The sequence below is a fragment of the Polaromonas sp. YR568 genome (genome assembly GCF_943372955.1).
GTDB lineage: Bacteria > Pseudomonadota > Gammaproteobacteria > Burkholderiales > Burkholderiaceae_C > Polaromonas.
The window spans coordinates 25408-47850 of record NZ_CALSAL010000001.1; the positions used below are offsets into that span (position 1 = coordinate 25408).

Annotated in this window: 19 protein-coding genes and 3 tRNA genes; 14 read left to right on the forward strand and 8 right to left on the reverse strand. The window is 64.2% G+C overall.

What is annotated here, in order from left to right; all coding sequences use genetic code 11:
* Window positions 1–32: 32 nt before the first annotated feature.
* Window positions 33–764, reverse strand: a complete 732-nt coding sequence (locus tag AAG793_RS00115; RefSeq protein WP_341902385.1) for a hypothetical protein — start codon at window positions 762–764, stop codon at window positions 33–35.
* A 136-nt stretch (window positions 765–900) separates the two neighbouring features.
* Window positions 901–1254, reverse strand: coding sequence for an arsenate reductase (locus AAG793_RS00120; RefSeq protein ID WP_341902388.1), 354 nt, complete (start codon window positions 1252–1254; stop codon window positions 901–903).
* A gap of 59 nt (window positions 1255–1313) precedes the next feature.
* On the opposite strand from AAG793_RS00120, the gene folC reads away from it, so the two are divergent.
* From folC to AAG793_RS00170, 10 genes are all read left to right on the forward strand, one after another.
* A complete protein-coding gene (gene folC, locus AAG793_RS00125) occupies window positions 1314–2657 on the forward strand; it encodes a bifunctional tetrahydrofolate synthase/dihydrofolate synthase (RefSeq protein WP_341902391.1) in 1344 nt (447 codons plus the stop codon).
* A 125-nt stretch (window positions 2658–2782) separates the two neighbouring features.
* Window positions 2783–3586 carry an SPOR domain-containing protein gene (locus AAG793_RS00130; RefSeq protein ID WP_341902394.1) on the forward strand — a complete coding sequence of 268 codons (804 nt, stop codon included), beginning with the start codon at window positions 2783–2785 and terminating at the stop codon, window positions 3584–3586.
* A gap of 40 nt (window positions 3587–3626) precedes the next feature.
* A complete protein-coding gene (locus AAG793_RS00135; RefSeq protein WP_341902396.1) occupies window positions 3627–4112 on the forward strand; it encodes a CvpA family protein in 486 nt (161 codons plus the stop codon).
* Between the two features lie 48 nt (window positions 4113–4160).
* Complete coding sequence (gene purF, locus AAG793_RS00140) at window positions 4161–5690, forward strand: amidophosphoribosyltransferase (protein ID WP_341902398.1); 1530 nt, start codon at window positions 4161–4163, stop codon at window positions 5688–5690.
* A 14-nt stretch (window positions 5691–5704) separates the two neighbouring features.
* Complete coding sequence (locus AAG793_RS00145; protein ID WP_341902401.1) at window positions 5705–6934, forward strand: O-succinylhomoserine sulfhydrylase; 1230 nt, start codon at window positions 5705–5707, stop codon at window positions 6932–6934.
* Window positions 6935–6954: 20 nt separating this feature from the next.
* The gene (gene gltX / locus AAG793_RS00150; RefSeq protein WP_341902405.1) at window positions 6955–8358 is read left to right on the forward strand and encodes a glutamate--tRNA ligase; all 1404 of its coding nucleotides are present in this window, start codon (window positions 6955–6957) and stop codon (window positions 8356–8358) included.
* 84 nt (window positions 8359–8442) lie between these two features.
* Window positions 8443–8518, forward strand: a tRNA-Ala gene (locus AAG793_RS00155).
* Between the two features lie 93 nt (window positions 8519–8611).
* Window positions 8612–8687: transfer RNA gene (locus AAG793_RS00160), tRNA-Glu, on the forward strand.
* A gap of 103 nt (window positions 8688–8790) precedes the next feature.
* Window positions 8791–8867 (forward strand) — tRNA-Asp (locus AAG793_RS00165).
* Between the two features lie 137 nt (window positions 8868–9004).
* Window positions 9005–9664: a DUF1345 domain-containing protein gene (locus AAG793_RS00170; RefSeq protein ID WP_341902406.1), complete on the forward strand. Its 660-nt coding sequence runs from the start codon at window positions 9005–9007 to the stop codon at window positions 9662–9664.
* 30 nt (window positions 9665–9694) lie between these two features.
* On the opposite strand, the gene AAG793_RS00175 is transcribed toward AAG793_RS00170, so the two are convergent.
* From AAG793_RS00175 to AAG793_RS00190, 4 genes are all read right to left on the reverse strand, one after another.
* Window positions 9695–10918 carry a serine hydrolase domain-containing protein gene (locus AAG793_RS00175; RefSeq protein WP_341902409.1) on the reverse strand — a complete coding sequence of 408 codons (1224 nt, stop codon included), beginning with the start codon at window positions 10916–10918 and terminating at the stop codon, window positions 9695–9697.
* Between the two features lie 88 nt (window positions 10919–11006).
* Window positions 11007–11873: a DMT family transporter gene (locus tag AAG793_RS00180; RefSeq protein ID WP_341902411.1), complete on the reverse strand. Its 867-nt coding sequence runs from the start codon at window positions 11871–11873 to the stop codon at window positions 11007–11009.
* A 56-nt stretch (window positions 11874–11929) separates the two neighbouring features.
* Window positions 11930–12475 (reverse strand): methylated-DNA--[protein]-cysteine S-methyltransferase, encoded by a 546-nt coding sequence (locus AAG793_RS00185; RefSeq protein ID WP_341902414.1) that lies wholly within the window; start codon window positions 12473–12475, stop codon window positions 11930–11932.
* A gap of 142 nt (window positions 12476–12617) precedes the next feature.
* Window positions 12618–14162 (reverse strand): AlkA N-terminal domain-containing protein, encoded by a 1545-nt coding sequence (locus tag AAG793_RS00190; RefSeq protein ID WP_341902417.1) that lies wholly within the window; start codon window positions 14160–14162, stop codon window positions 12618–12620.
* Window positions 14163–14274: 112 nt separating this feature from the next.
* Between AAG793_RS00190 and AAG793_RS00195 the strand changes: the two genes are divergently transcribed.
* From AAG793_RS00195 to AAG793_RS00210, 4 genes are all read left to right on the forward strand, one after another.
* A complete protein-coding gene (locus AAG793_RS00195; protein WP_341902418.1) occupies window positions 14275–15669 on the forward strand; it encodes a phosphomannomutase/phosphoglucomutase in 1395 nt (464 codons plus the stop codon).
* A gap of 22 nt (window positions 15670–15691) precedes the next feature.
* Window positions 15692–16729, forward strand: coding sequence for a lipopolysaccharide heptosyltransferase I (gene waaC, locus AAG793_RS00200; RefSeq protein WP_341902421.1), 1038 nt, complete (start codon window positions 15692–15694; stop codon window positions 16727–16729).
* Window positions 16729–18060: a 3-deoxy-D-manno-octulosonic acid transferase gene (locus AAG793_RS00205; protein WP_341902424.1), complete on the forward strand. Its 1332-nt coding sequence runs from the start codon at window positions 16729–16731 to the stop codon at window positions 18058–18060. The genes waaC and AAG793_RS00205 overlap by 1 nt, the downstream gene beginning before the upstream one ends.
* Before the next feature lie 152 nt (window positions 18061–18212).
* Window positions 18213–20042: a tetratricopeptide repeat protein gene (locus tag AAG793_RS00210; RefSeq protein ID WP_341902427.1), complete on the forward strand. Its 1830-nt coding sequence runs from the start codon at window positions 18213–18215 to the stop codon at window positions 20040–20042.
* A gap of 8 nt (window positions 20043–20050) precedes the next feature.
* On the opposite strand, the gene AAG793_RS00215 is transcribed toward AAG793_RS00210, so the two are convergent.
* Together AAG793_RS00215 and AAG793_RS00220 are read right to left on the reverse strand one after the other, a co-directional pair.
* Complete coding sequence (locus tag AAG793_RS00215) at window positions 20051–21082, reverse strand: cupin-like domain-containing protein (RefSeq protein ID WP_341902429.1); 1032 nt, start codon at window positions 21080–21082, stop codon at window positions 20051–20053.
* A 30-nt stretch (window positions 21083–21112) separates the two neighbouring features.
* Window positions 21113–22414: a TolC family outer membrane protein gene (locus AAG793_RS00220; RefSeq protein ID WP_341905303.1), complete on the reverse strand. Its 1302-nt coding sequence runs from the start codon at window positions 22412–22414 to the stop codon at window positions 21113–21115.
* Window positions 22415–22443: the final 29 nt, after the last annotated feature.

Here is a 22443-nt window from a genome sequence, read left to right on the forward strand (position 1 = left end):
GTCCCTTTTTCATGGCCGGTCAGACCCGAGGCTCAGCGCCAGTGCCGGTGGCCGTGGCCGTGACCTCTGCTGTATCCAAAATTGAACGACAGACCGACGGGCGGGTAGTAGGCTGGGGCGTAATACCGCGGCCGAGGGGCGTACACCGGGTAAGGCTGATACACCACGGGCGGTGCGAGTACAGGCTGCACATACACCGGTTGCTGGACCACTGGTGCCTGGTAAATCTGCTGTGGCTGCTGCTGTTGCTGCTGAGGCTGGAAAGGCGACTGGGCCTGTGGCGTGATGGCGCCCACCGGGGTCACCTGCAGGCGCACATAGGGGCCCGGGTCTGTGGCCAGCTGCGTGGTGTACTGGGTGCCCTGGTATTCGTAGACCACATTGAAATGGCTGGGCCGGTTTTCGTAGAAGGTCTGCGTGGTGCACTGCTGCACGTTCTGCACCTGGTTGTTGGTGCCCTCGATGCGGTCACCGACGATGGCACCACCGAACAGCCCAATCATGGTGGCCAGTGCACGCCCACCGCCATCGCCAATCGCATTGCCCGCCGCACCACCGGCCAGAGCGCCCATCAGCGCACCCGCGCCGGAGTTGGGCGACTGGACAATCATGGGCTGGTTGTTGCAGACCTGCCGCGGTACTGCCACCTGCTGAACCACCGGCGTGCTGGAAATCACCCGCGCCAGAATGTCCGTGGCCGAGGCGGGCAGACACGCCAGCACAGCCATGGTGCCGAGCGCAGAAATCAGATGTGTTTTTTTCATGAGGAGACCCCCTTTGCAGTGCCGGGCTGAATGGACATGTCGGTGCGACAGTGCCAAACCCGCAGAACCAATTTTAGTAATTCAGAGCAGTTTTGGGGTCACTGGTTCAGTCAAACCTGTGTAAAGCTTGGGCCCCTCATGCCCGCTTTAGACGATCTGCCCACGCGGTGGCGTCGAAGCCGACCGAAAAGCCCGGGCCCCAATCCACCACGGGCCGCTTGATCACGCTGGGTTGGGCCAGCATCAGCGCCTGGGCACTTGCGCTATCGGTCACGCTGGCCTGGGTCGCCGCGTCCAGCTTGCGCCAGGTGGTGCCCTGGCGATTGAGCAGCTTTTCCCAGCCCACGGCATCGGCCCACTGAGCCAGTTCTGCAGGCGGCACGCCCGCCTTTTTGAAATCATGAAATCCGTGCGCTTGCCCCTGCGCAGTCAGCCAGGCGCGGGCTTTTTTGACGGTGTCGCAATTGGGGATGCCGTAAACAGTGATCATGGGCTGATTTTCCCACGCCATCCCACGGGGCTTGGGCTTGCGCGACAATCCGGGCCACCATGAAAGAGCATTTGCAAAAGCCCGAGCCGGGCACGCCGTCACCCCAGACGCTGAACGACTGGCTGACCTACTGCGAAAGCCTGCATCCGGTTGGCATTGACATGGGGCTGACCCGCATCAGTGCCGTGGCCCGCCGCATGGGGCTGGCTTTTGACTGCCCCATCATCATCGTGGCTGGCACCAACGGCAAGGGTTCCACCTGCGCGATGCTGGAAGCCATCTTGCTGCAGGCCGGTTACCGCACCGGCGTGTTCACGTCGCCGCATCTGGTGCACTTTGAAGAGCGTTGCCGGGTTCGGGGCGACATCGTGTCGGCGGCCGATCTGGTGCCGCAGTTCGCCCGCGTTGAAGCCGCCCGCACCAGCCAGGGCGAAGCCATTTCGCTCACCTATTTCGAATTCACCACGCTGGCCATCCTGCAGTTGCTGGCCGATGCGAAGCTCGACGTCGTCATTCTGGAAGTGGGTCTGGGCGGCCGTCTGGATGCGGTGAACATGCTCGACGCCGACTGCGCCGTCATCACCAGCATTGACCTGGACCACATGGAATACCTCGGGCCCGACCGCGAAAGCATCGGGCGCGAAAAGGCCGGCATCATGCGCGCCGGCAAGCCGGTGGTGGTGAGCGACCCCATGCCGCCGCAAAGCGTGGTGGATCATGCCGCAGCCGTGGGCGCTGACCTTTGGCGTTTTGGCGCAGACTTCAATTTCTCCGGTGACAAGCAGCAGTGGGGCTGGGCAGGCCGCGGTCGTCGCTACGCCGGGCTGGCTTACCCGGCGCTGCGCGGCGCCAACCAGCTGGTGAACGCGAGCGGCGTGCTGGCGGCGCTGACCGCCCTGCGCGACCGCTTGCCAGTCACCGCGCAGGCGGTGCGCAATGGCTTGTCGATGGTCGAGCTGCCGGGGCGCTTCCAGATCATTCCGGGCCAGCCGACGTTGGTGCTGGACGTGGCGCACAACCCGCATTCCGTGGCGGCGCTGACCGAGAACCTCGACGCGATGGGTTTTTACCCCTGCACCCATGCTGTTTTCGGTGCCATGGCCGACAAGGACCTCGCCCCCATGTTGGCCCGTATTGGCCCGCTGATTGACAAGTGGTACTTCACCGATCTGCCCACGCCGCGTGCCGCCAGCGCCGCCGATTTGCAGGCGCGCTGGAAGGCTGGCGTGACCCGTAGCGATGTGTCGGCAACCACCCACGCCAGCCCGCAGCAAGCCCTTCAGGCAGCAGTCGCCGCTGCAGACCCCACTGATAGAATTGTGGTGTTTGGTTCGTTCTACGCGGTGGGCGGGATTCTGAAAGACGGCACCCCGCGGCTTTCGGCCCCCCATCTGGCCGCCTGATGGTCAGGCACGGTGCCTGTGCGGGGCAGCTGCCGGACGGCCAGTTGCTGTGACCAGACGCACCGTCACTGCCCCTCTACTGCCCCTCTGAACCGATCTGACCCTTAACGGATTCAACCCACACCATGCCGCTTTTCAACTTCCGCCGGGGTGGCGCTGGCGCCGCTCCTCTTGCCGGGTCAGCCGCTCAAACCGAGAGCGTGGAAGTCATGCGCAAGCGCGCCAAACACCGGCTCATCGGTGCTTCGGTGCTGGTGCTGATCGGCGTGGTCGGGTTCCCGCTGCTGTTTGACACCCAGCCGCGCCCGATACCGGTCGACATCCCGATTGAAATTCCGGCGAAAAATGCGGTCAAGCCGCTCACGGTGCCGGGTCAGGGTACCGCCGCCGTGTCGCCCGCTGCATCGCCTGCCACATCGCCCGCAGTTTCCGCTGCGCCGTCTGCCAAGGCAGAGGAAAAAGTTGCCGCCTCGTCGAGTCTGGCGCCCAAGGAAGAAATCGTGGCGCCTGCCAAACCAGCAGCCAGCGCTGCAGTGGCGGCCAAGCCAGACAGCAAACCGGCTGAACCCAAGCCTGCAGAGACCAAAGCCGCAGCCAAGCCCGCCGCCAGTGACGACGCGGCGCGGGCGAGTGCGCTTTTGAATGGCGGCACGCCAGCTGTAGCGGCCAAGGCCAACTCTCCAGCGGCCGACGCTGCCGACGCCCGTCTGGTGGTTCAGGTGGGTGCTTTCGCCGAAGTTGAAAAAGCCCGTGAAGTACGCCTGAAGCTCGAAAGAGCCGGCCTGAAAACCTACACGCAGGTGGCGGAGACCAAAGACGGCAAGCGCATTCGCGTCCGCGTCGGGCCGTTTGCGACCCGTGCAGAGGCCGACAAAGCCGCCAGCAAGATCAAGACCCTTGATTTGCCGGCCGCCATCCTGACCTTGTGATGGTGGGGCGGGGAGTCATTAGCGGCGCCGAGGTGCTGACATGACGGGGTTGGACTGGATTTTGTTGGCGGTGCTGATGTTCTCAATGTTGCTTGGCGCCTGGCGCGGGCTGGTTTACGAGGTGTTGTCGGTGCTCGGTTGGGCGGCGTCGTTTTATCTGGCGCAGTGGCTGGCGCCTGATGTGGCGGCGCGGTTGCCCCTGCAGTCGGCGTCGGACCCGGTGCGTTACGCGGCGGCCTTTGTGCTGGTGTTTGTGGCAGCGGTATTTTTGGCGGGCCTGCTGGCGTTTTTGCTCAAGAAGCTGGTGGAAGCGGTTGGCCTCAGGCCGGTGGATCGCACTCTGGGCGCAGCTTTCGGCCTGGTACGCGGTGTGATTTTGCTTTTGGCAGCGGCGGTGGTGATCAACATGACGGCGCTCAAGACCAGTGACTGGTGGGTCCAGTCCCACGGTGCTTCGGTGTTGACTGCAGCGCTGAAGGGCCTCAAGCCGGTGTTGCCTGAAAAGTTTGGCCGCTACCTTGATTAGTTTTTCTGAATCTGTCCTTATGAATCAACTTACCCCGATCGGATCACCATGTGCGGCATAGTCGGCGTCGTCAGCAAAGCCCCGGTCAACCAGCTGATCTATGACGGCCTGCTGCTGCTGCAGCACCGTGGTCAGGATGCGGCAGGCATCGTCACCCAGCAGGGCCGCAAGTTCTACATGCACAAGGCCAAGGGCATGGTGCGTGACGTGTTCCGTACCCGCAACATGCGCGCGCTGCCCGGCACGGTGGGGCTGGGTCAGGTGCGCTACCCCACGGCCGGCAACGCCTACAGCGAAGATGAGGCGCAGCCCTTTTACGTCAACGCGCCGTTTGGCCTGGTGCTCTCGCACAACGGTAACCTGACCAACGCCGCCGAGCTCAAGACCGAACTGTTCAACACCGACCATCGCCACATCAATACCGACAGCGATTCCGAAGTGCTGTTGAACGTGCTGGCCCACGAGCTGGAAAAAACCACACGCGGCCTGCCGCTCAACCCGGTTGATGTGTTTGCAGCCGTGCGCGGCGTGCACAAACGCGTGAAGGGTTCCTATGCCGTGGTGGCGCTGATTGCCGGGCATGGCCTGCTGGCTTTCCGTGACCCTTTCGGCATCCGCCCCCTGTGCATCGGCCATGGTCAGAACGAAGGCGGCAAGACCGTCATGGTGGCCAGCGAGTCGGTGGCGCTGGAGGGCACCTCGCACCAGTTCGAACGCGATATCGCACCTGGCGAAGCCGTGTTTGTGGACCTGGATGGCAAGGTCCACGCCGAGCAGTGTGCGGCCTCGCCCAAGCTCAACCCCTGTATTTTTGAATTCGTGTACCTGGCCCGGCCTGATTCGGTGCTGGACGGCATCTCGGTCTACCAGGCGCGACTCAACTTGGGCGAGACACTGGCCAAGCGTGTGGTCTCCACCGTACCGCCGAGCGAGATCGATGTGATCATCCCGATCCCTGAGTCCAGCCGCCCCAGCGCCACGCAGTTGGCGCACCTGCTGGGCATCCCGTACCGCGAAGGCTTCGTGAAAAACCGCTACGTGGGCCGTACCTTCATCATGCCGGGGCAAGGCGTGCGCAAGAAATCAGTGCGCCAGAAGCTCAACGTGATTGCCAGCGAGTTCAAGGACCGCAACGTGCTGCTGGTCGACGACTCCATCGTGCGCGGCACCACCAGCCGCGAAATCGTGCAGATGGCCCGCGACGCCGGTGCGCGCAAGGTCTATCTGGCCAGCGCCGCGCCGCCGGTGCGTTACCCCAATGTGTATGGCATTGACATGCCCACCCCAGGTGAACTGGTCGCGCACGACCGCACGGTAGAAGAAATCCGTCAGGTCATTGGCTGCGACGCGCTGATTTACCAGGACGTCGAAGGCATGAAGCGCGCCATCGGCTCGCTCAGCACCCACCTCGACGGCTTTGATGCCTCGTGCTTTGACGGCGTGTACATCACCGGCGACGTGACGCCTGAAACCATCGCCGCCATGAATTCGGAGCGCGCCGACACCGCCGCGAAGGCCAGTGAAGACAGCGACGCCGATGTGTCGCGCCTGGCGCTGCCCAACCCGCAGGAGGCTTGAGCATGGCGGAAAACATGACACAAAACACGACACAGAAAGAATTGCCAGACAACTTGCACCGTGACACCCTGGCCGTGCGCGTGGCGGTGGACCGCAGCCAGCACGGTGAAAACTCCGAAGCGCTGTACCTGACCAGCGGCTTTGTGCAGCCCGACGCCGAGACCTCGGCACGGCGCTTTGCCAACCCACAAGAGGGCTACACCTACGCCCGCACCTCCAACCCCACCGTGACCAGCTTCGAGCGGCGACTCGCGGCGATGGAGGGCACCGAAGCCGCGATTGGCTCCTCAACCGGCATGAGCGCAATCCTGATGATGTGCATGGGCTTGCTGAAGGCGGGCGACCATGTGGTGTGCTCGCGCTCGATGTTCGGCTCGACCATCGCATTGATCGGCCGCGAGTTCGGCAAGTTCGGCGTCGAGACCACGTTTGTCTCGCAAACCGATGTGAGCGAGTGGAAGGCGGCACTGCGCCCCACCACCAAGCTGCTGTTTGCCGAAACGCCCACCAACCCGCTGACCGAGGTGTGCGACATTGCCGCGCTGGCCGACCTGGCGCACAGCGTGGGCGCTCTGCTGGCCGTGGACAACTGCTTTTGCTCGCCTGCCCTGCAGCGGCCGGTCGAGTTCGGTGCCGACCTCATCATCCATTCCGGCACCAAGTACCTCGACGGTCAGGGCCGTGTGATGGCCGGCGCGATTTGCGGTCCGTCGAAAATCATCACCGAGGTGTTCAGCCCCATGGTGCGCACCGCCGGCATGACGCTGGCGCCCTTCAATGCCTGGGTGGTGCTCAAGGGTCTGGAAACACTGGGCATCCGCATGCAGGCGCAAAGCGCCAATGCGCTCGCTCTGGCGCAGTGGCTGGAAACGCAGCCCGCGGTCAAACGCGTGTACTACCCCGGTCTGGCTTCTCATCCGCAGCATGCGCTGGCGATGCGCCAGCAGTCAGGGCAGGGCGGCGCCGTGCTGTCGTTCGATGTGCCCGGCGACACGCCAGAGGCTGCGCGCGCCAACGCCTTCCATGTGATCAACAGCACGCAGGTGCTCAGCGTGGCCACCAACCTCGGTGACACCAAGACCACCATCAGTCATTCGGCCACCACCTCGCACGGGCGCCTCAGCGAAGCGCAGCGGCAGGCTGCTGGCATCGGCCAAAGTCTGGTGCGCGTGGCCGTGGGCCTGGACCATATTGACGACATCAAGGCCGACCTGCTGCGCGGGCTGCAGAGCCTGCCCGCCTGACGACATTCCTCACCGACTTCATGACCGATCTGCCCACCAAAAAAACGCGAACGCGCTTCGCCCCCTCGCCCACCGGTTTCATTCACCTCGGCAACATTCGCTCTGCCTTGTACCCTTGGGCGTTTGCGCGCGCGACGGGCGGCGACTTCATTCTGCGCATTGAAGACACCGACCTGGAGCGTTCGAGCCAAGAGGCGGTGGACGTCATCATCGAAGGCATGCGCTGGCTCGGGCTGGACCACGACGAAGGCCCGTTCTACCAGATGCAGCGCATGGACCGCTACAAGACGGTGCTGGCTGAAATGCAGGACGCTGGCCATGTGTACCCGTGCTACATGAGCGTGGCCGAGCTCGACGCGCTGCGCGAAAAGCAGATGGCCGCCAAGGAGAAACCACGCTACGACGGCACCTGGCGCCCTGAGCCCGGCAAGACCTTGCCACCCATTCCCGCTGGCGTGCAGCCGGTGCTGCGCTTCAAGAACCCGCAAGGCGGATCGGTGGTGTGGGAAGACAAGGTCAAGGGCCGCATCGAGATCAGCAACGACGAGCTCGACGACCTGGTGATCGCCCGGCCAGATGGAACGCCCACCTACAACTTCTGCGTGGTGGTCGATGACATCGACATGGCCATCACCCATGTCATCCGCGGTGATGACCATGTGAATAACACGCCGCGGCAGATCAACATCTTCCGCGCGCTCGGGCACGACGTCCCCGTCTATGCGCACCTGCCCACCGTACTCAATGAGCAGGGCGAGAAGATGAGCAAGCGCAACGGTGCCAAGCCCGTGACGCAGTACGCCGCCGAAGGCTATCTGCCCGATGCCATGGTGAACTATCTGGCGCGTCTGGGATGGAGCCACGGCGACGACGAAATCTTCAGCCGCGCGCAGTTCATCGACTGGTTCAACCTTGACCACCTTGGCAAGAGCGCGGCGCAGTTTGATGAAGCCAAATTGCGCTGGGTGAATGCCCAGCACCTCAAGGCCACGGCCGACGATGTGCTGGCAGGCATGGTTCAGCCTTTCCTGTTGACGCTGGGCGTGACCGGGCAGGACTCGGCCTGGGTGGCCCGTGCCTGTGGCCTTTTCAAGGACCGCTGCAGCACGCTGGTGGAACTGGCCAGCTGGCTGCAGTTGCTGGTGACTGGTGGCGTGCCGACCAGCGACGATCTGGCAACCCATGTGACCGACGCGGTGAAGCCTGCGATTGCGCGGTTGAGCACGGCTCTAGCGGCCTGTGAGTGGAGCCGACCGGCGATTGCCGCAGCCATCAAGCAGGTGCTGGCCGACAGCAACATGAAGATGCCGCAACTCGCCATGCCAGTGCGTGTGCTGGTGATGGGTACACCGCAAACCCCCTCGCTGGACGCGATTCTGGAACTGATGACCCGCGACGATGTACTGACGCGACTGAAAGTCTGAAACGGAGTTTGATACGGGCTGAATTTTCGGGCTATAATTCAAGGCTCGACGGTTTGCAGGGAAACTTGCAGCATCTGACAGTCCGGGGGTATAGCTCAGCTGGGAGAGCGCTTGCATGGCATGCAAGAGGTCAGCGGTTCGATCCCGCTTACCTCCACCAAGGTTTGTCGGAAATTGTCGGGAAGTTTTAAGAGAGTTTTGGGCGGGTAACAGGTCTTTGATCTGGCACCTGCTTCCGGAAGTCCAAGGTTTTGACCCCATCGTCTAGAGGCCTAGGACATCACCCTTTCACGGTGAGTACCGGGGTTCGAATCCCCGTGGGGTCGCCAAAATTCATCACACCATGCGTGTGATGCGCCAGGCGCAAGTCGGTAACAGTCTGCCCGCAAGGGCAGGCGACTTGGCTCGTAAGAGCAAACGTTACGTCTACCAGGAGTGGTAGTTCAGTTGGTTAGAATACCGGCCTGTCACGCCGGGGGTCGCGGGTTCGAGTCCCGTCCACTCCGCCAGTATCAAAGGGTTTGCTGCTATCAATATCGCAGCAAGCCCTTTTTTCTTTTCTGCTTCACGCCGGGAACGGATGAGCGCATCGCCTTGTTGATTCGACAAAGTTGAGTCTGCGACTCGTTCGGCCCCACAATCCCCCATGCACAAACACCTGTCTGAAACCACCGGGCCGCAGCGGCTGCTGATCGGGCTGGTGGTGGGCGCAGCCACTGCGGCCTTGCCTTTGCCCACCGTGTGGCAGTTCCGTGGCTTGCTGGGGTGGTGTGTCGGTGTCGGGGTGTACCTGCTGCTGGCCTGGTGGCTGTGCGTGCGTTTCGATGCAGCGCGCACACGCGCCCGGGCGCAGGCGCAGGACGAGCCCAATATCGTGCTGTTTCTTTTGATGCTGCTAGCCACCGGCATGTGCCTGGCAGCGATCACGGTGATGATGCAGCAGTCGCGCGGGCTGACGGGCGCCGAGCAGGCCATGCACATTGCAGTGGCACTGGCGGCGCTGGCTTTTTCATGGCTTTTCATCCAGACGATATTTGCCTTCCGCTACGCCCATCGGTACTACCAGGAAGAAAAACTCGGTGAGCCTGATGGCCCCGGTTTGCTGTTTCCCGGGGGTCTGGACCCGGATTACTTTGACTTTCTGTACTACGCCCATGTCGTCGGCATGACATCGCAAGTGTCGGATGTGCAGGTCACGTCACGCGAGATGCGGCGCCTGACCTTGCTGCACAGCGTACTGTCTTTTGGGTTCAACATGCTGGTGCTTGCGCTCAGCATCAATGTGGTGGCTGGCGTGCTGAAGTGAATCCCTCAGGGGCAGGATCGATGAGCCTGCTCAGGGCCTGGGCGCGGTCCGTGTGACGTAAGCACCGTAAAGCCGCCCGGCCAGCGCCATCATGGCGTCTTCGGTATTCGGTGTGGCGACGTTGGTGAGCACCACCACGGTCGCATCGCGCACGGTGTCCACCCAGATGTAGGCCTTGTTCATGGTGTTGGAGCCGCCATGGAACACCAGGGGCTGATCGGCCCACGACATCTTCACGCTTGCCCAGCCCAGCGCGTAGCCCGCCGCGCCGCTGACTGTGGTGGACGTGGTGGACTGGATGGGCATCGAAATCACCGGCGTCACCAATTTTTGCATGTTGGCCGGTTTGACCAGAGCGGGGGCGCGTTTGCCCTGACCGGCAACCCAGCTTCCCCAGCGCGCGAAATCGATGACCGACATGTGTGCCGTGCCAGCCGGGCCCATCTGCGCCGGGTTGTCGCCCTCGGGGCCGCTCAGGATGGCCTGGAGCTTGCCGTCCACCATGCGATGGCCGAGCGGCGCATCCACGCGGCCCATGCTGGCTTGCGGACCGAGTCCAGCGTTCTTGAGCCCCAGCGGCGTGAACAGGCGCTCGACCATGAGCTCTTCCCAGGTCTTGCCGGTGACGCGTTCAATCATCGAGCCCGCAATCATGAAGCCGAGGTTGGAATAGGCGAAGCGTGTGCCGGGTGTGGCTTCCAGCGGTTTGGGTGCCGTCTGCTGCACCATCCAGTAGCGTTGCTCGTCCAGGTTGCCGTTCTGCAGGCTCGACTTGAGCAGCAGTTCGCCAAAGGCCTCGTTGTCTGCGGCCAGACCGCTGGAGTGCGACAGCAGCTGTGTCAGCGTCACGCGCTGCAGGCCCGCGTCCATGCGCGGCGCCAGTTCCGGGAACACGCTGGCCAAGGTGCTGTCCCATTGCAGCTTGCCTTCATCGACCAGCATGGCTGCCAGCGTGGCGGTCATCGCCTTGGTGTCAGAGCCCAGATGAAAGCGGTCATTACGTTGCACGGGGATGTTGGTGCCGACGCGGCGGGTGCCTGCCGTGCCGACGGCCAGCAGTTTGCCTTTCACGACCACGGCGGCGGCCATGGCGGGGAAGTTGTTCTTCTGTGCCTCGGTCTGGAGCAAGCGGTCCAGCGACGCCTGGGCAAGCGCGCCGCTTGCTGTAACAGACAGGCCGAGCGCCAGCAGCAGGTAGCGAGCAGGGCTCAGGAGGGTTTGAAGCGGCGTTGCAGCGGGGTGGGCTCTGGTCACGGCGGTTCCTTGTCTGGTCATTGTCTGAAGAGGCTGGTGTGATTTTGACTGAGTCATGCAGCGCCTGCCAGCCCCTGGCGAACAGCGCTCAGCGCCAGAGCTTCAGCAGACCGGTGGACAGTGCGGTACCGCAGACGATCACTGCGGCGCACAGCAGCATCCAGGGCGTGACGGATTCGCCCAGGAACAGCACGCCATACAGCACCGCAAAGACCGGCACGAGGAACGTGACTGACAGCGCGCGCGGTGGCCCGGCGCTTTCAATCAGCCGGAAAAAGAGGATGTAGGCCAGGCCCGTGCACAGCACGCCCACAGCCAGCAGCGCCAGCCACGCGTGGGTGCCCGGCATCTGCTGGGGCCACAGCCACACGGCGGGCAGCGCCAAACCCAGCGTTGCGCCGATCTGGCTGCCGGCGGCAGTGACGAGCGGCGGCAGGCCGCCCAGGTAGCGTTTGGTGTAACTCGCCGAAATGCCGTAGCAAATACAGGCAAACAGGCAGGCCAGCACCGCCCAGCCCGGCGCGATGACAGAGGCGTCAGGTTTGAAGGTGGCCTTGTCCCATGCCAGCATGGCGACACCGGCAAATCCGATGACCAGACCCAGCACGCGCGAGGCGGTGGGTTTGTCTTTCAGCCACAGCCAGGCCACCAGCGCGCCAAACATCGGGACGGTGGCATTCAGGATGGCCGACAGCCCCGTGGTGATGGAGAGCAGCGCGAACGAGAAGCAGACAAAGGGAATGCCAGAGTTGAGCATGCCGATGATGAAGACGCGGCGCCAGTTTCTGCGCAGCTCGGGCAGCAGGCCGCGCAGCCACACGATGGGCAGCAGGAAGAGGGCAGCAATCGTGACCCGCACCGCCGCCGTGGGCAGTGGCCCGAACTCCACCGCACCGATGCGCATGAAAAGAAAAGACGAGCCCCAGATGGCCGCCAGCACGACGAAATCAACCATCCAGTTCTTCGGCGCCACGACTGTAGCTGCCCCGGCAATTCGCGTGGCGGGTGCGGTCAAACCAGAGCCTCCTCGATGGCGCGTTGTGTCGTGCTGCTTCGTGCACCTTCGAGCGTGAGCAGGGCTGTCTTGCGGTCCAGCCCGCTGGCATAGCCTGTGAGCGAACCATCGGCGCCCATCACGCGGTGGCAGGGCACGATCACGCTGACCGGGTTGCGCCCCACCGCCGCACCGACGGCGCGCACAGCGGCCGGTTTGCCGATGCGGCTACTGAGCGTGCCATAGCTGGTGGTGGTGCCTGGCGGAATGGCCAGCAGCGCTTGCCAAACCGATTGCTGGAAGGGCGTGCCACCCGACAGGTCCAGTGGCACATCAAAGTGCTGGCGTTGGCCGGCGAAGTATTCGCGCAATTGGGCTGCCGTCTGTTTCAGTACCGGGTGCGCTGCGTTCTCTGGCCAGACGGGTGGCGCGACCAGTTCAGGCGGCAGATGCTTCTGGCCTTCGAACCACACGCCCGCGAGACCTTTGTCCGTGGCGGCCAGGATCATGGCGCCCAGTGGGCTGTGGAAGGTGGTTTGAACAATGCTGCTGTTGAATTTCATCGGGGTCACCTTGGAATGGTGGGGGTGCTCGCTGGGGTTTTGCCGGCTGGTGGCACACCACATTCCATTGGACTCCGATGGTCGTGTGAGCCGGCATGCTTGTCCAATGAAATGGACGGGCGGGATTGATTCCATGGCCGCATCAGTGGGGCTCCTCTGCGGTTGGCCCGGGACTGGCCAAGGTGCCGCTCCAGGCGCGGATCACCGCGTAGCTGCGCCAGGGCTTCCACATCTGTGAGGCCGCTTCGGCTTCTTTTGCGGGTTGCTTCCTGTCCTGCACACCCAGCGCCTTGTGCAAGGCCACATCGCCTGCCGGAAAGGCGTCTGGCCAGCGCAAAGCACGCATCGCGATGTACTGGGCCGTCCAGTCACCAATGCCGGGCAGGGCTTTCAGGGCGGCAATGGTGGCCTGCACATCGGCACCGCCGTGCAGCTGCAGTTGCTGGCTGGCGACGGCACGCGCAATGCCGGTGATGGCCGTTTGACGCTGGCGCACGATGCCCAGTTGCCCGAGCGTATCGCCGCTGGCCGCGGCCAGCACGGCAGGCGAGGGGAACAGCCGGTTGAGTGTGGGCCACGGGGTTTCAATCGGCTCGCCCAAGTGGTCCACCAGGCGCTGCGCCAGCGTGCGCGCAGCCGCCACGGTGATCTGTTGACCGAGCACAGCCCGCACGGCCAACTCGTAACCATCGAGTGCGCCGGGCACACGCAGACCGTCACCGTCGGGGAAGCTGTCATGCAGTACCGCATTGATGGCCTGCGGGTCGGCGTCGAGGTCAAAGGTGGCGCGCACCCGGCGGATCACCAGCGGCAGCACCTCGCGCAGCGAATCGCTCACCTGCAGCAGCAACTGGTGCCGTGCGGTGTCAAAGGCCACTGCCAGCCATCCGGCGTGCACTTGGCCACCAGACTCAATGCGGCAGGTGCGCTGAATCCCCGGCATGGCCGCCTCTGGCGTGACGCACTCCATCGCCGGAATGACCCGCTGGCTGAAAAAGCGCAGCATGGCCGGTACGTCATAAGGTGGCCGGTAACCCAGCCGCACCGCAATGCCTTGCCCGCCAACGGGCGCGCCCTGACGTCGCAGCGCGGTTGGGTTCAGGCCATAGTGTGAAAGAAAGGCCGCGTTGAAGCGCCGCACGCTGCCAAAACCACTGATCAGAGCGACCTGCGTGATGGGCAGGCCGGTATCGGCCAGCAACTGCTTAGCCGTCAACAGGCGGCGCGTCTGCAGGTACTGCAGTGGAGAGACACCGAACTGCGCCTCAAAGATACGCCGCACATGCCGGTCGCTCACGCCCAGGCGCGCGGCGAGTGTTGAGACGGTGGGGGCGTCATCGCCCAGGGCTTCTGGTTCATCAAGCAATCGGGCTGCCTGGTGCGCGAGGATGTACGAAGCGTCCTGAATCGACCATACCACCGACTGCGGTGCCAGCTCGGGCCGGCAGCGCAGGCAGGGCCTGAAGCCCGCACTCTCGGCCTGGGCGGCCAGCCCAAAAAAGCGGCAGTTCTCGCGCCGCGGCGTTTTCACGCTGCAGACCGGCCGACAGTAAATGCCGGTGGAGGTAACGCCGGTGAAAAAGCTGCCGTCAAAGCGCGCGTCGCGGGCTTTCAGCGCGAGGTACCGGGCATCGTCGATCACCGCTTCGTTAGCGGCGATGGGAGGGGCGGTGCGGTCGGCAGGCATGAGAGGAATCATACGGCGGGGACCGATATCAACCAGCCATTTCCGGACATGTTCCCGCGCACCCCACCGCCTACAATCCGCACATTCATCCCCACCCGCCAAAGACCTCTCCATGCAAGTGAGCGCATCCATTTTCAAGGCCTATGACATCCGCGGGGTGGTGCCTTCGGGCATTGACGAGAACCTGGCCTTTGCGCTCGGCAAGGCGTTCGGCATGGCCGCCCGCTCCGAAGGCGAGCGCGTGGTGGCTGTGGGGCGCGACGGCCGCCTCAGCGGGCCGGGTCTGGCCAGCGCGCTGATGCGCGGCCTGGCTGCAGTGGGTGTGGATGTGCTGGACGTCGGCATGGTCACCACGCCCATGCTTTACTTTGCCGCCAACACGCTGGCGCGTTCGGGCATCCAGATCACCGGCAGCCACAACCCCAAGGATTACAACGGCTTCAAGATGGTGCTGGCAGGGCGGGCCATTTACGGTGAGGAAATTCAAGCTCTGCGACGGACCATCGAGGCAGAGGACTGGACCGTGCCTCAAGAGCCTCACAAGGCCGGGCAGATCACCGCATTCGACGTGGAGCAGGCCTACCGCGAGCGCATTGTGGGCGGCATCACACTGGCACGGCCGATGAAGGTCGTGATCGACTCCGGCAACGGCATTGCGGGTGCCTCGGCGCCGGCGATTTTCCGCGCGCTCGGCTGCGAGGTGACCGAGCTCTTCAGCGATGTGGACGGCAACTTTCCCAACCACCACCCCGACCCGAGCAAGCCCGAGAACCTGCAGGATCTCATCAACGTATTGAAAGCCAGTGACGCGGAACTGGGTCTAGCCTTTGATGGCGACGGTGACCGGCTGGGAATTGTCACCAGGGACGGCCAGAACATCTACCCGGATCGGCAGATGATGCTGTTCGCCCGCGATGTGCTTTCGCGTGTACCCGGAGGCACCATCCTGTTCGATGTGAAATGCTCGCAGCGTCTGGCGCCGGAGATCGAGGCGGCCGGCGGCGTACCCCTGATGTTCAAGACCGGCCACTCGCTCATCAAGGCGAAGATGAAGGAAGTTGATTCGCCGCTGGGTGGCGAGATGAGCGGCCACATCTTCTTCAAGGAGCGCTGGTACGGTTTTGACGACGGCACCTATGCCGGTGCCCGTTTGCTGGAGATTCTCAGCCGCTCGCCAGATGCAAGCATAGTGCTCAATGCCTTGCCGACGAGTTTCAGCACGCCGGAATTGAACGTGCCCTGCCAGGAAGGCGAGCCGCACATGGTGGTGGACGCACTGACCAAGGCGGCGCGCTTTGCGGCGCCCGCCAAAATGTCAACGATTGACGGCGTACGTGTCGATTGGCCAGACGGCTTTGGGCTGATCCGCGCCTCCAACACCACACCGGTGCTGGTACTGCGTTTTGAAGGCCACACGCCGGAAGCGCTGGCGCGCATTCAGGCCGACATGCTGGCACTGCTGCACACGGTGAAGCCGGACGCCAACTTTGCGGCACCTGCTCACTGACGCCGATCACGACACAGCACTTGTGAAAATTCTTCTGGTCAAACTGTCATCGCTCGGCGATGTGGTGCATGCGCTGCCGGTGGTGCAGGACATCCACGTGGCGCTGCAGGGAGCGCAGGTCGATTGGGTGGTGGAAAAATCGTTTGCGCCGCTGCTTGCGATGTGCCCTGGCGTGCACCGCGTGATTCCGTGTGAGATACGGCGCTGGCGCCAGTCCTTCTGGACATCGGCCACGCGCGCCGAGTGGCGCCACTTCCGCCATGACTTGAAGCGCACGCGCTACGACGCGGTCATTGACCTGCAGGGCCTGACCAAGTCCGCACTGGTGGCTCGCGTAGCCGCACTGGCGCCGGCTGGCCGCCGTTACGCCCTCGCCAACCAGACCGAGGGCTCCGGCTACGAGGCGCCCACGCGCTGGGTGGCCGATGTGGCGATTGACATGACGCCGCACATCCACGCCGTGCAGCGCTCACGCGAGCTGGCTGCACGTGCGCTGGGCTACACGCTGCAGGGCGCGGCCCACTTTGGCCTCAAACCGATCCGGACGGCCTTGATTACTGCCGACGCTTCCCGGCCCACCGTGGTACTGGTGCATGGCACCTCGCGCGCCGACAAGGAGTGGCCGCTGGCGCATTGGGTGCAACTCGCTGAGCGGTTGATTGCTGACGGCTTTGCTGTGGCCTTGGCGCACGGCAACCCACGGGAGCTGGCCACCAGCGAAGCCATTCGTGATGGCATTCATGCGGGTGTTCATCGGGGGATGGCGCAGGTACCTGTGATGGTGTGGCCCCTGCTGGCGCTCGATGCCTTGTCGGCACAGCTGGCCAGAAGCAGCGGCGTGATCGGCGTGGACAGTGGCGTGAGCCACATCGCGGTCGCGCTGGATTTGCCGCATGTGCAGATCTACAACTTTGATACTGCGTGGCGCACCGGCCCCGGCGAGGCGGTGGGTAGCGGCCGGCAGCTCAGCGTGTATGCCCAGCCGGTGCCGACGGTCGATTCGGCCTGGCAGGCATGGCAGACTTGCCGCGCTGTGCAAGGCGGGAAGGCATCGGCGTGATGAGTGCCATCGCCTTGCGCCTTTATTCGGTGCTGATGTGGCTGGGCCAGCCGCTGCTGCGCCGCAAGCTGGCCAGTCGCGGCCAGGCCGAGCCGGGCTATCTGCACGGTGTGGAAGAGCGCTTCGGGCATTACACGCAGCCGGCAGAAAGCCGCTCGGAACTGGTGTGGGTGCACGCTGTGTCGCTGGGTGAAACCCGCACGGCTAGCCTTCTGCTGCAGGGCTTGCGCGAGCAGCAACCGGGCATCCGCATCCTGCTCACCCACGGAACCGCCACGGGGCGCAGCGAAGGTGCAGCCCTGCTGCAGCCCGGTGACGTGCAGGTCTGGCAGCCCTGGGACAGCGCGGGCGCGGTGCGGCGTTTCATGGCCCACTTCCAGCCCCGCGTCGGCTTGCTGATGGAAACCGAAATCTGGCCCAACTTGGTGGCCGTGGCGGCGGAGCGTTCGGTGCCTCTGGTGCTGGTGAATGGCCGTTTGTCCGAAAAGTCCTTGCTGCAGGCGCTGCGGGTGGCGCCACTGTCAATGCCGGCCTATGGCGCGCTGACGGCGGTGTACGCGCAGACCGATGACGACGCCCGGCGCTTCCGTCAGGCCGGCGCGCATGTCACCGGCATTCTGGGCAACCTGAAGTTCGATGCCACGCCCGATGCCGCGCAGTGCGCGCGGGGCACAGCGTGGCGCGAGATGCCGACGCGCCCCGTCCTCATGTTCGCCAGTTCCCGCGAAGGCGAAGAGGCCCTGCTGCTTGACGCCATGAAAAATACCACCCTGTCAAACGCGGCCGACCGGCCCGTATTGCTGGTGGTGCCACGCCATCCACAGCGCTTTGATGAAGTGGCGGCGTTGGCGCAGTCGCGCGGGCTCACCGTGTCGCGGCGCTCTGCGTGGATCGATGGCCCTGCGCCAGACCATGAAGCGATGGCGGCCGATGTGTGGCTGGGCGACTCGCTCGGGGAGATGGCGCTTTACTATTCTCTGAGCGAGGTGGCGCTGTTGGGCGGCAGCTTTGCGCCAGTGGGTGGGCAGAATCTGATTGAGGCGGCGGCTTGCGGCTGCCCTGTGGTGATGGGCCCGCACACCTTCAATTTCGCTGATGCGGCAGAGCTGGCCGAATCGACAGGCGCTGCGTTCCGGGTAGGCGACATGGAAGCGGCGCTGCAGGGCGCGCTGCAGCTGGTGGCTGATCCGGCGGCGCAGAAACGTGCCTCCCGCGCCGGGCTGGCCTTTGCGGCGCACCACCGGGGCGCCACGGTGAGAACCGTGGCGGCGCTGAAGGTTTATCTGGACCGGGCAGCGGGCAGTGCGCAGCAGCCAGCCGTGGTTCGTTGATACAGGTGTTTCCCGCGCCGGTTACAGCGGCAAAATGAGCGGCAGGTTTTGACACAGATCGGCATACAGATCGACACACACATCGGCACACGGATTGGTATCAGATGGCAAGTCCAAATATGTCTCCCGGCGCGACCCCTCCTGTGACCCTTGTGACCCCTGTGATTCCGGCGGCCCGGCCCCGGGTGGTGTTCGTGCCTGCTCCGCTGCTGGCGCAACTGAATGCCAGGGTTCGCCAGGGCCTGCTGCTTCAGCAGCAGGGCCGATTTGAAGAAGCCAGAACGCTTTACCAGGACATCCTGCAGATTCACCCCGAGCATGTGGACGCGCTCCACCTGTCGGGTGTAGTGGCTTTTCAGACTGGGCGGGCTGCCGATGCGATTGCACCCATCAACCGCGCCATCGCGCTTCAGCCCGGCGATGCCTCGTTTCACTTCAACCTCGGCTTGGCACAGGCACAACTGGGCCGGCACGACGCGGCGCTGGCGAGCCACGAGCAGGCGATTGCGCTCAAGCCGGATTTTGTCGACGCGCATGTTCATCGCGGACAGGCCTTACGCGCACTGGGCCAACACCAGGCGGCGCTGGCCAGTTATGACCGCGCCCTGGCACTGCGACCGCAGGACGCCGAGACGCACTTTCGCCGCGCCGCGGTGCTGCGGGACTTGCAGCAACCCGAATCAGCTGTGGCCGCCTACGACACGGCCGTCAGCATCCGGCCCGACTACCCCGACGCCCACTTCAACCGCGGCAACCTGCTGCGGGAACTCAAGCGGCCAGAGCAAGCGGTCGCCAGCTACGACCTCGCCATCGCCCAGAAGCCCGATTACGCAAAGGCCTGTCTGAACCGAGGGGTGGCGCTGTACGAATTGAATCGCCTCGAAGACGCCCTGGCCAGCTACGACCGGGCGATCCGGTACAACGCCGGCTACGCCGATGCCTTTGTGAACCGCGGCATCTGCCTGTACGAACTGCGGCGGCTGGACGAAGCCGTGGCCAGCTATGACCAGGCACTGGCACTGCAACCCGACTACCCGGAAGCGATGCTCAACAAGTCGCTGACGCTGCTTCTGCAGGGCAAGCTGCTGCAGGGCTGGGATCTGTATGAGTGGCGCTGGCGCCTTCCGGCCTCGGCGCCTTACCGGCCAGCCTTTGCGCAACCCTGTTGGAGCGGGCGGGAGCCGGTCGAGGGGAAAACCATTCTTCTGGTGGGTGAGCAGGGCTTTGGCGACTTTGTGCAGTTTTCGCGCTATGCCAGCCTGCTGTCGGCCCGCGGCGCCACCGTGGTGTTGCAGGCACCGCCTTCACTGGCTTCGGTGCTGAAGGATCTTGCGGGCGTGTCGCGCATTGTCGTGAAAGGCGAACCGCTGCCGCCCTTTGACCTTTACTGTCCACTGCTCAGTCTGCCCAAGGCCTTTGGCACCGACATGGATACCATTCCGTCGGCGCCACGCTACCTGCAGGCAGACCCGCGCAAGGTGGCGCACTGGCGCGCGGAGCTGGACCGGCGGACGGGTGACAAGACCCGGCTGCGCATCGGGCTGGTCTGGAGCGGCAACCCCACGCAGGGCAATGACCGCAACCGCAGCATGGCGCTGTCGGCGCTGGTGCCGCATCTGCCGGTGAACCACCAGTATGTGAGCCTGCAGAAAGACGTGCGCCCGGCGGACCGGCTCACGCTGGAGCGGCACAGCCACATCCTGCATCTCGGTGATGAGTTGAAGGATTTCTCAGACACTGCCGTGCTGTGCGAGCTGATGGACCTGGTGCTCACGGTGGACACCAGCGTGGCCCATCTCAGCGGCGCATTGGGTCGGCCCACCTGGGTCATGGTGGCATTTGTTCCAGACTGGCGCTGGCTGCTGGAGCGGGAGGGCAGCCCCTGGTACCCCAGCATCAAGCTCTACCGGCAGCCCGCGCGTGACCATTGGGCGAATGTGTTCTCAAGGCTGTGGGTTGACCTGAAGCAGCTTCAGGCCTGACGCTGGCTCTACTGGCCCCCACGGCCCGGCAGCACCTGGTGGCAGGTGCAATTGCCCCAGGCATACAGCCGCAAGTGGTGCGCCCAGTCGCGCAGCGTGGCCCAGGCGCCGCCGGTGGCGACTTCCGACGGCGTGAGCCCGAACATGCCCAGGCTGATGGAGGGCTCGCGTGACACCACCGAGTGCCAGGTGCGGCGGGGCACAAAGAGCGCATCACCCGCTTCCACCCGGGCGTAGAAGCCATGCGCTTTTTCGAACGCGGCCTCTTCGCGGGGCTGCTCATGCAGTCGCGACACATTGATGTCGCTCAGCGTCGCGCCCCAGTCGTATTTTTTGGCCGGGCACATGTGTGCGCGCTGGTCGGGCGGGAACAGGATGAACTCCTTGGTGCCGGTGATCTGGCAGAACCAGTTGTGCGGAAAGTCGTTGTGCAGACCGGTCACCGTGTTCGACGGGCCGAGGAACACATACTCCCAGGTCAGGCGGCGGCCTGGCCACAGGCTCTTGATCAGCAGGTCTTTGCGCAGCGCCGGAAAGTGCTCCAGGATGTCCCACTGCGCCAGATAGAGCGTGGTCGGCCGGAACGATTGCATGTGGCCCCAGTTCAGGTGAAAGCGCTCGCCCGGTTGCTTGCGAAGACGGGCCAACTCCGCCACGGGTAACAGTCCCGCTTCGGGGTCGGCTGGCTTCAGCGCGGCCTTGCCAAGCTCGCGCAGGTAAGGTGCCACCGGCAGAAAGGGGCGACCTTTGGTGACACCCTGCTCAACCAGTCCATCGGTGAATTTGACTGGTGCCTTGGAGTCACCGCTTTCACAGACCGTGGCGAGGTGCTCGAAAGACCACTGGCGGAAGGCCGGCCAGTGCTTCACGCCGCCCTTGACCAGCACGGGCTGCGCGAAGGGCAACTGGCGCCCTGATGCAGCAAGCGCTTCCCAGGTGGTCTCTTCAATAAGCTCAAAGCTGGGGCCCAGGGGTATGTGGCGGGGCGGCTCGACAACGCGCTCTGCCTCAATCGGCAGGGGGACAGCAGACAAAGACATCAGGCAAACATCAGGCAATACAGGATCGTGTCATTTGACCAGCAAAGCGTTGATTTTCTGCAGGTCTTCCGGCTGCAGCGTGCCGTTGGCCTGGCGCAGTTTCAGGTCGCCCAGCAACACGTTGTAGCGGGCCTGAGCCAAGTCACGTTTGGTCTGGAACAACTGGCTTTGCGAGTTCAGCACATCGATGTTGATGCGCACACCGACCTGGTAGCCGAGCTTGTTGGCGTCGAGCGCGCTCTGGCTGGACAGCTCGGCGGCCTCCAGCGCCTTCACCTGCCCCTGGCCGGAGAGAACGCCGAAGTAGGCGGTGCGCGTGGCTTGTGCGACGGTACGGCGCGCGCCTTCCAGATCGCTCTGCGCCTTGTCGCGCAGGGACAGCGTTTCGCGCACGCGATTCTGCGTCGCAAAGCCCGCAAACAGCGGCACGTTGAGCACCAGACCGACGCTGCTGGTGTTGGTTCGCGAGGTGATGCCGTTCTGCGCTGAGCCGCTGGGGTTGCGCGTGGCGTTGTAGCTGGCGGTCACGTCCAGTGTCGGCTTGTGACCCGCCTCGGCCTTTTTGACTTCCAGCTCGGCAATGTCGAGGCTGGAGAGCGCCTGCCGGATGCTCGGGTGCGCGCCATCGGATTGCTGCACCCAGGCATTCACATCGGCAGGCGTCACTGTGGGAAGGACCACCGGTGCGAGCAGCGGCCGTGGCTGCGACTCCTGCCTGCCCACCAGCTGGTCGAGGGCGATGCGTTTCACACGCAGATCGTTTTCGGCTGCAATTTCCTGGGCAATCACCAGGTCGTAGCGTGCTTGCGCTTCGCGGGTGTCGGTGATGGTGGAGGTGCCCACCTCGAAGTTGCGCTTGGCCGAGGCCAGCTGCTCGGCCACGGCGGCCTTCTGGGCCTGCACGAAAGTCAGCGTGTCCCGCGCAGCCAGCACATCGAAGTAGGCCTGGCTGGTCCGCACGATCAGGTCCTGCTCGGCGGCGTCGAGTTGCGCCTTGGCCTGCGTCACCTGCTTGAGCCCCTGCTCGTAGGTCGCCCAGTTCCCCGGCCGGTACAGCGGCTGGGTGGCTGTCAGCGTGGCGCCTTGCTGGTTGAAGTTCTGGTTGGTGACCGGGTTGGTGTTCTCGAATCCGATGCGCGTGGCATTCGCAGAAATGCCTGCCGTGGGCAGGATGCCAGCCTTGGCCTGTTCGGCCCTGGCGAGGTTCGCGTCGTACTGCAGCTTGGCCGACTGGTAGGTGGCATCGAAGGAACGGGCCGACTCGTACAGCTCGACCAGACTTTGCGCCTGGGCGCCGGAGGCCAGCGTCAGCCAAGCGGCAGCCAGCGCCATCGACAGGGGACGCCGGCTGGATAGAGGCC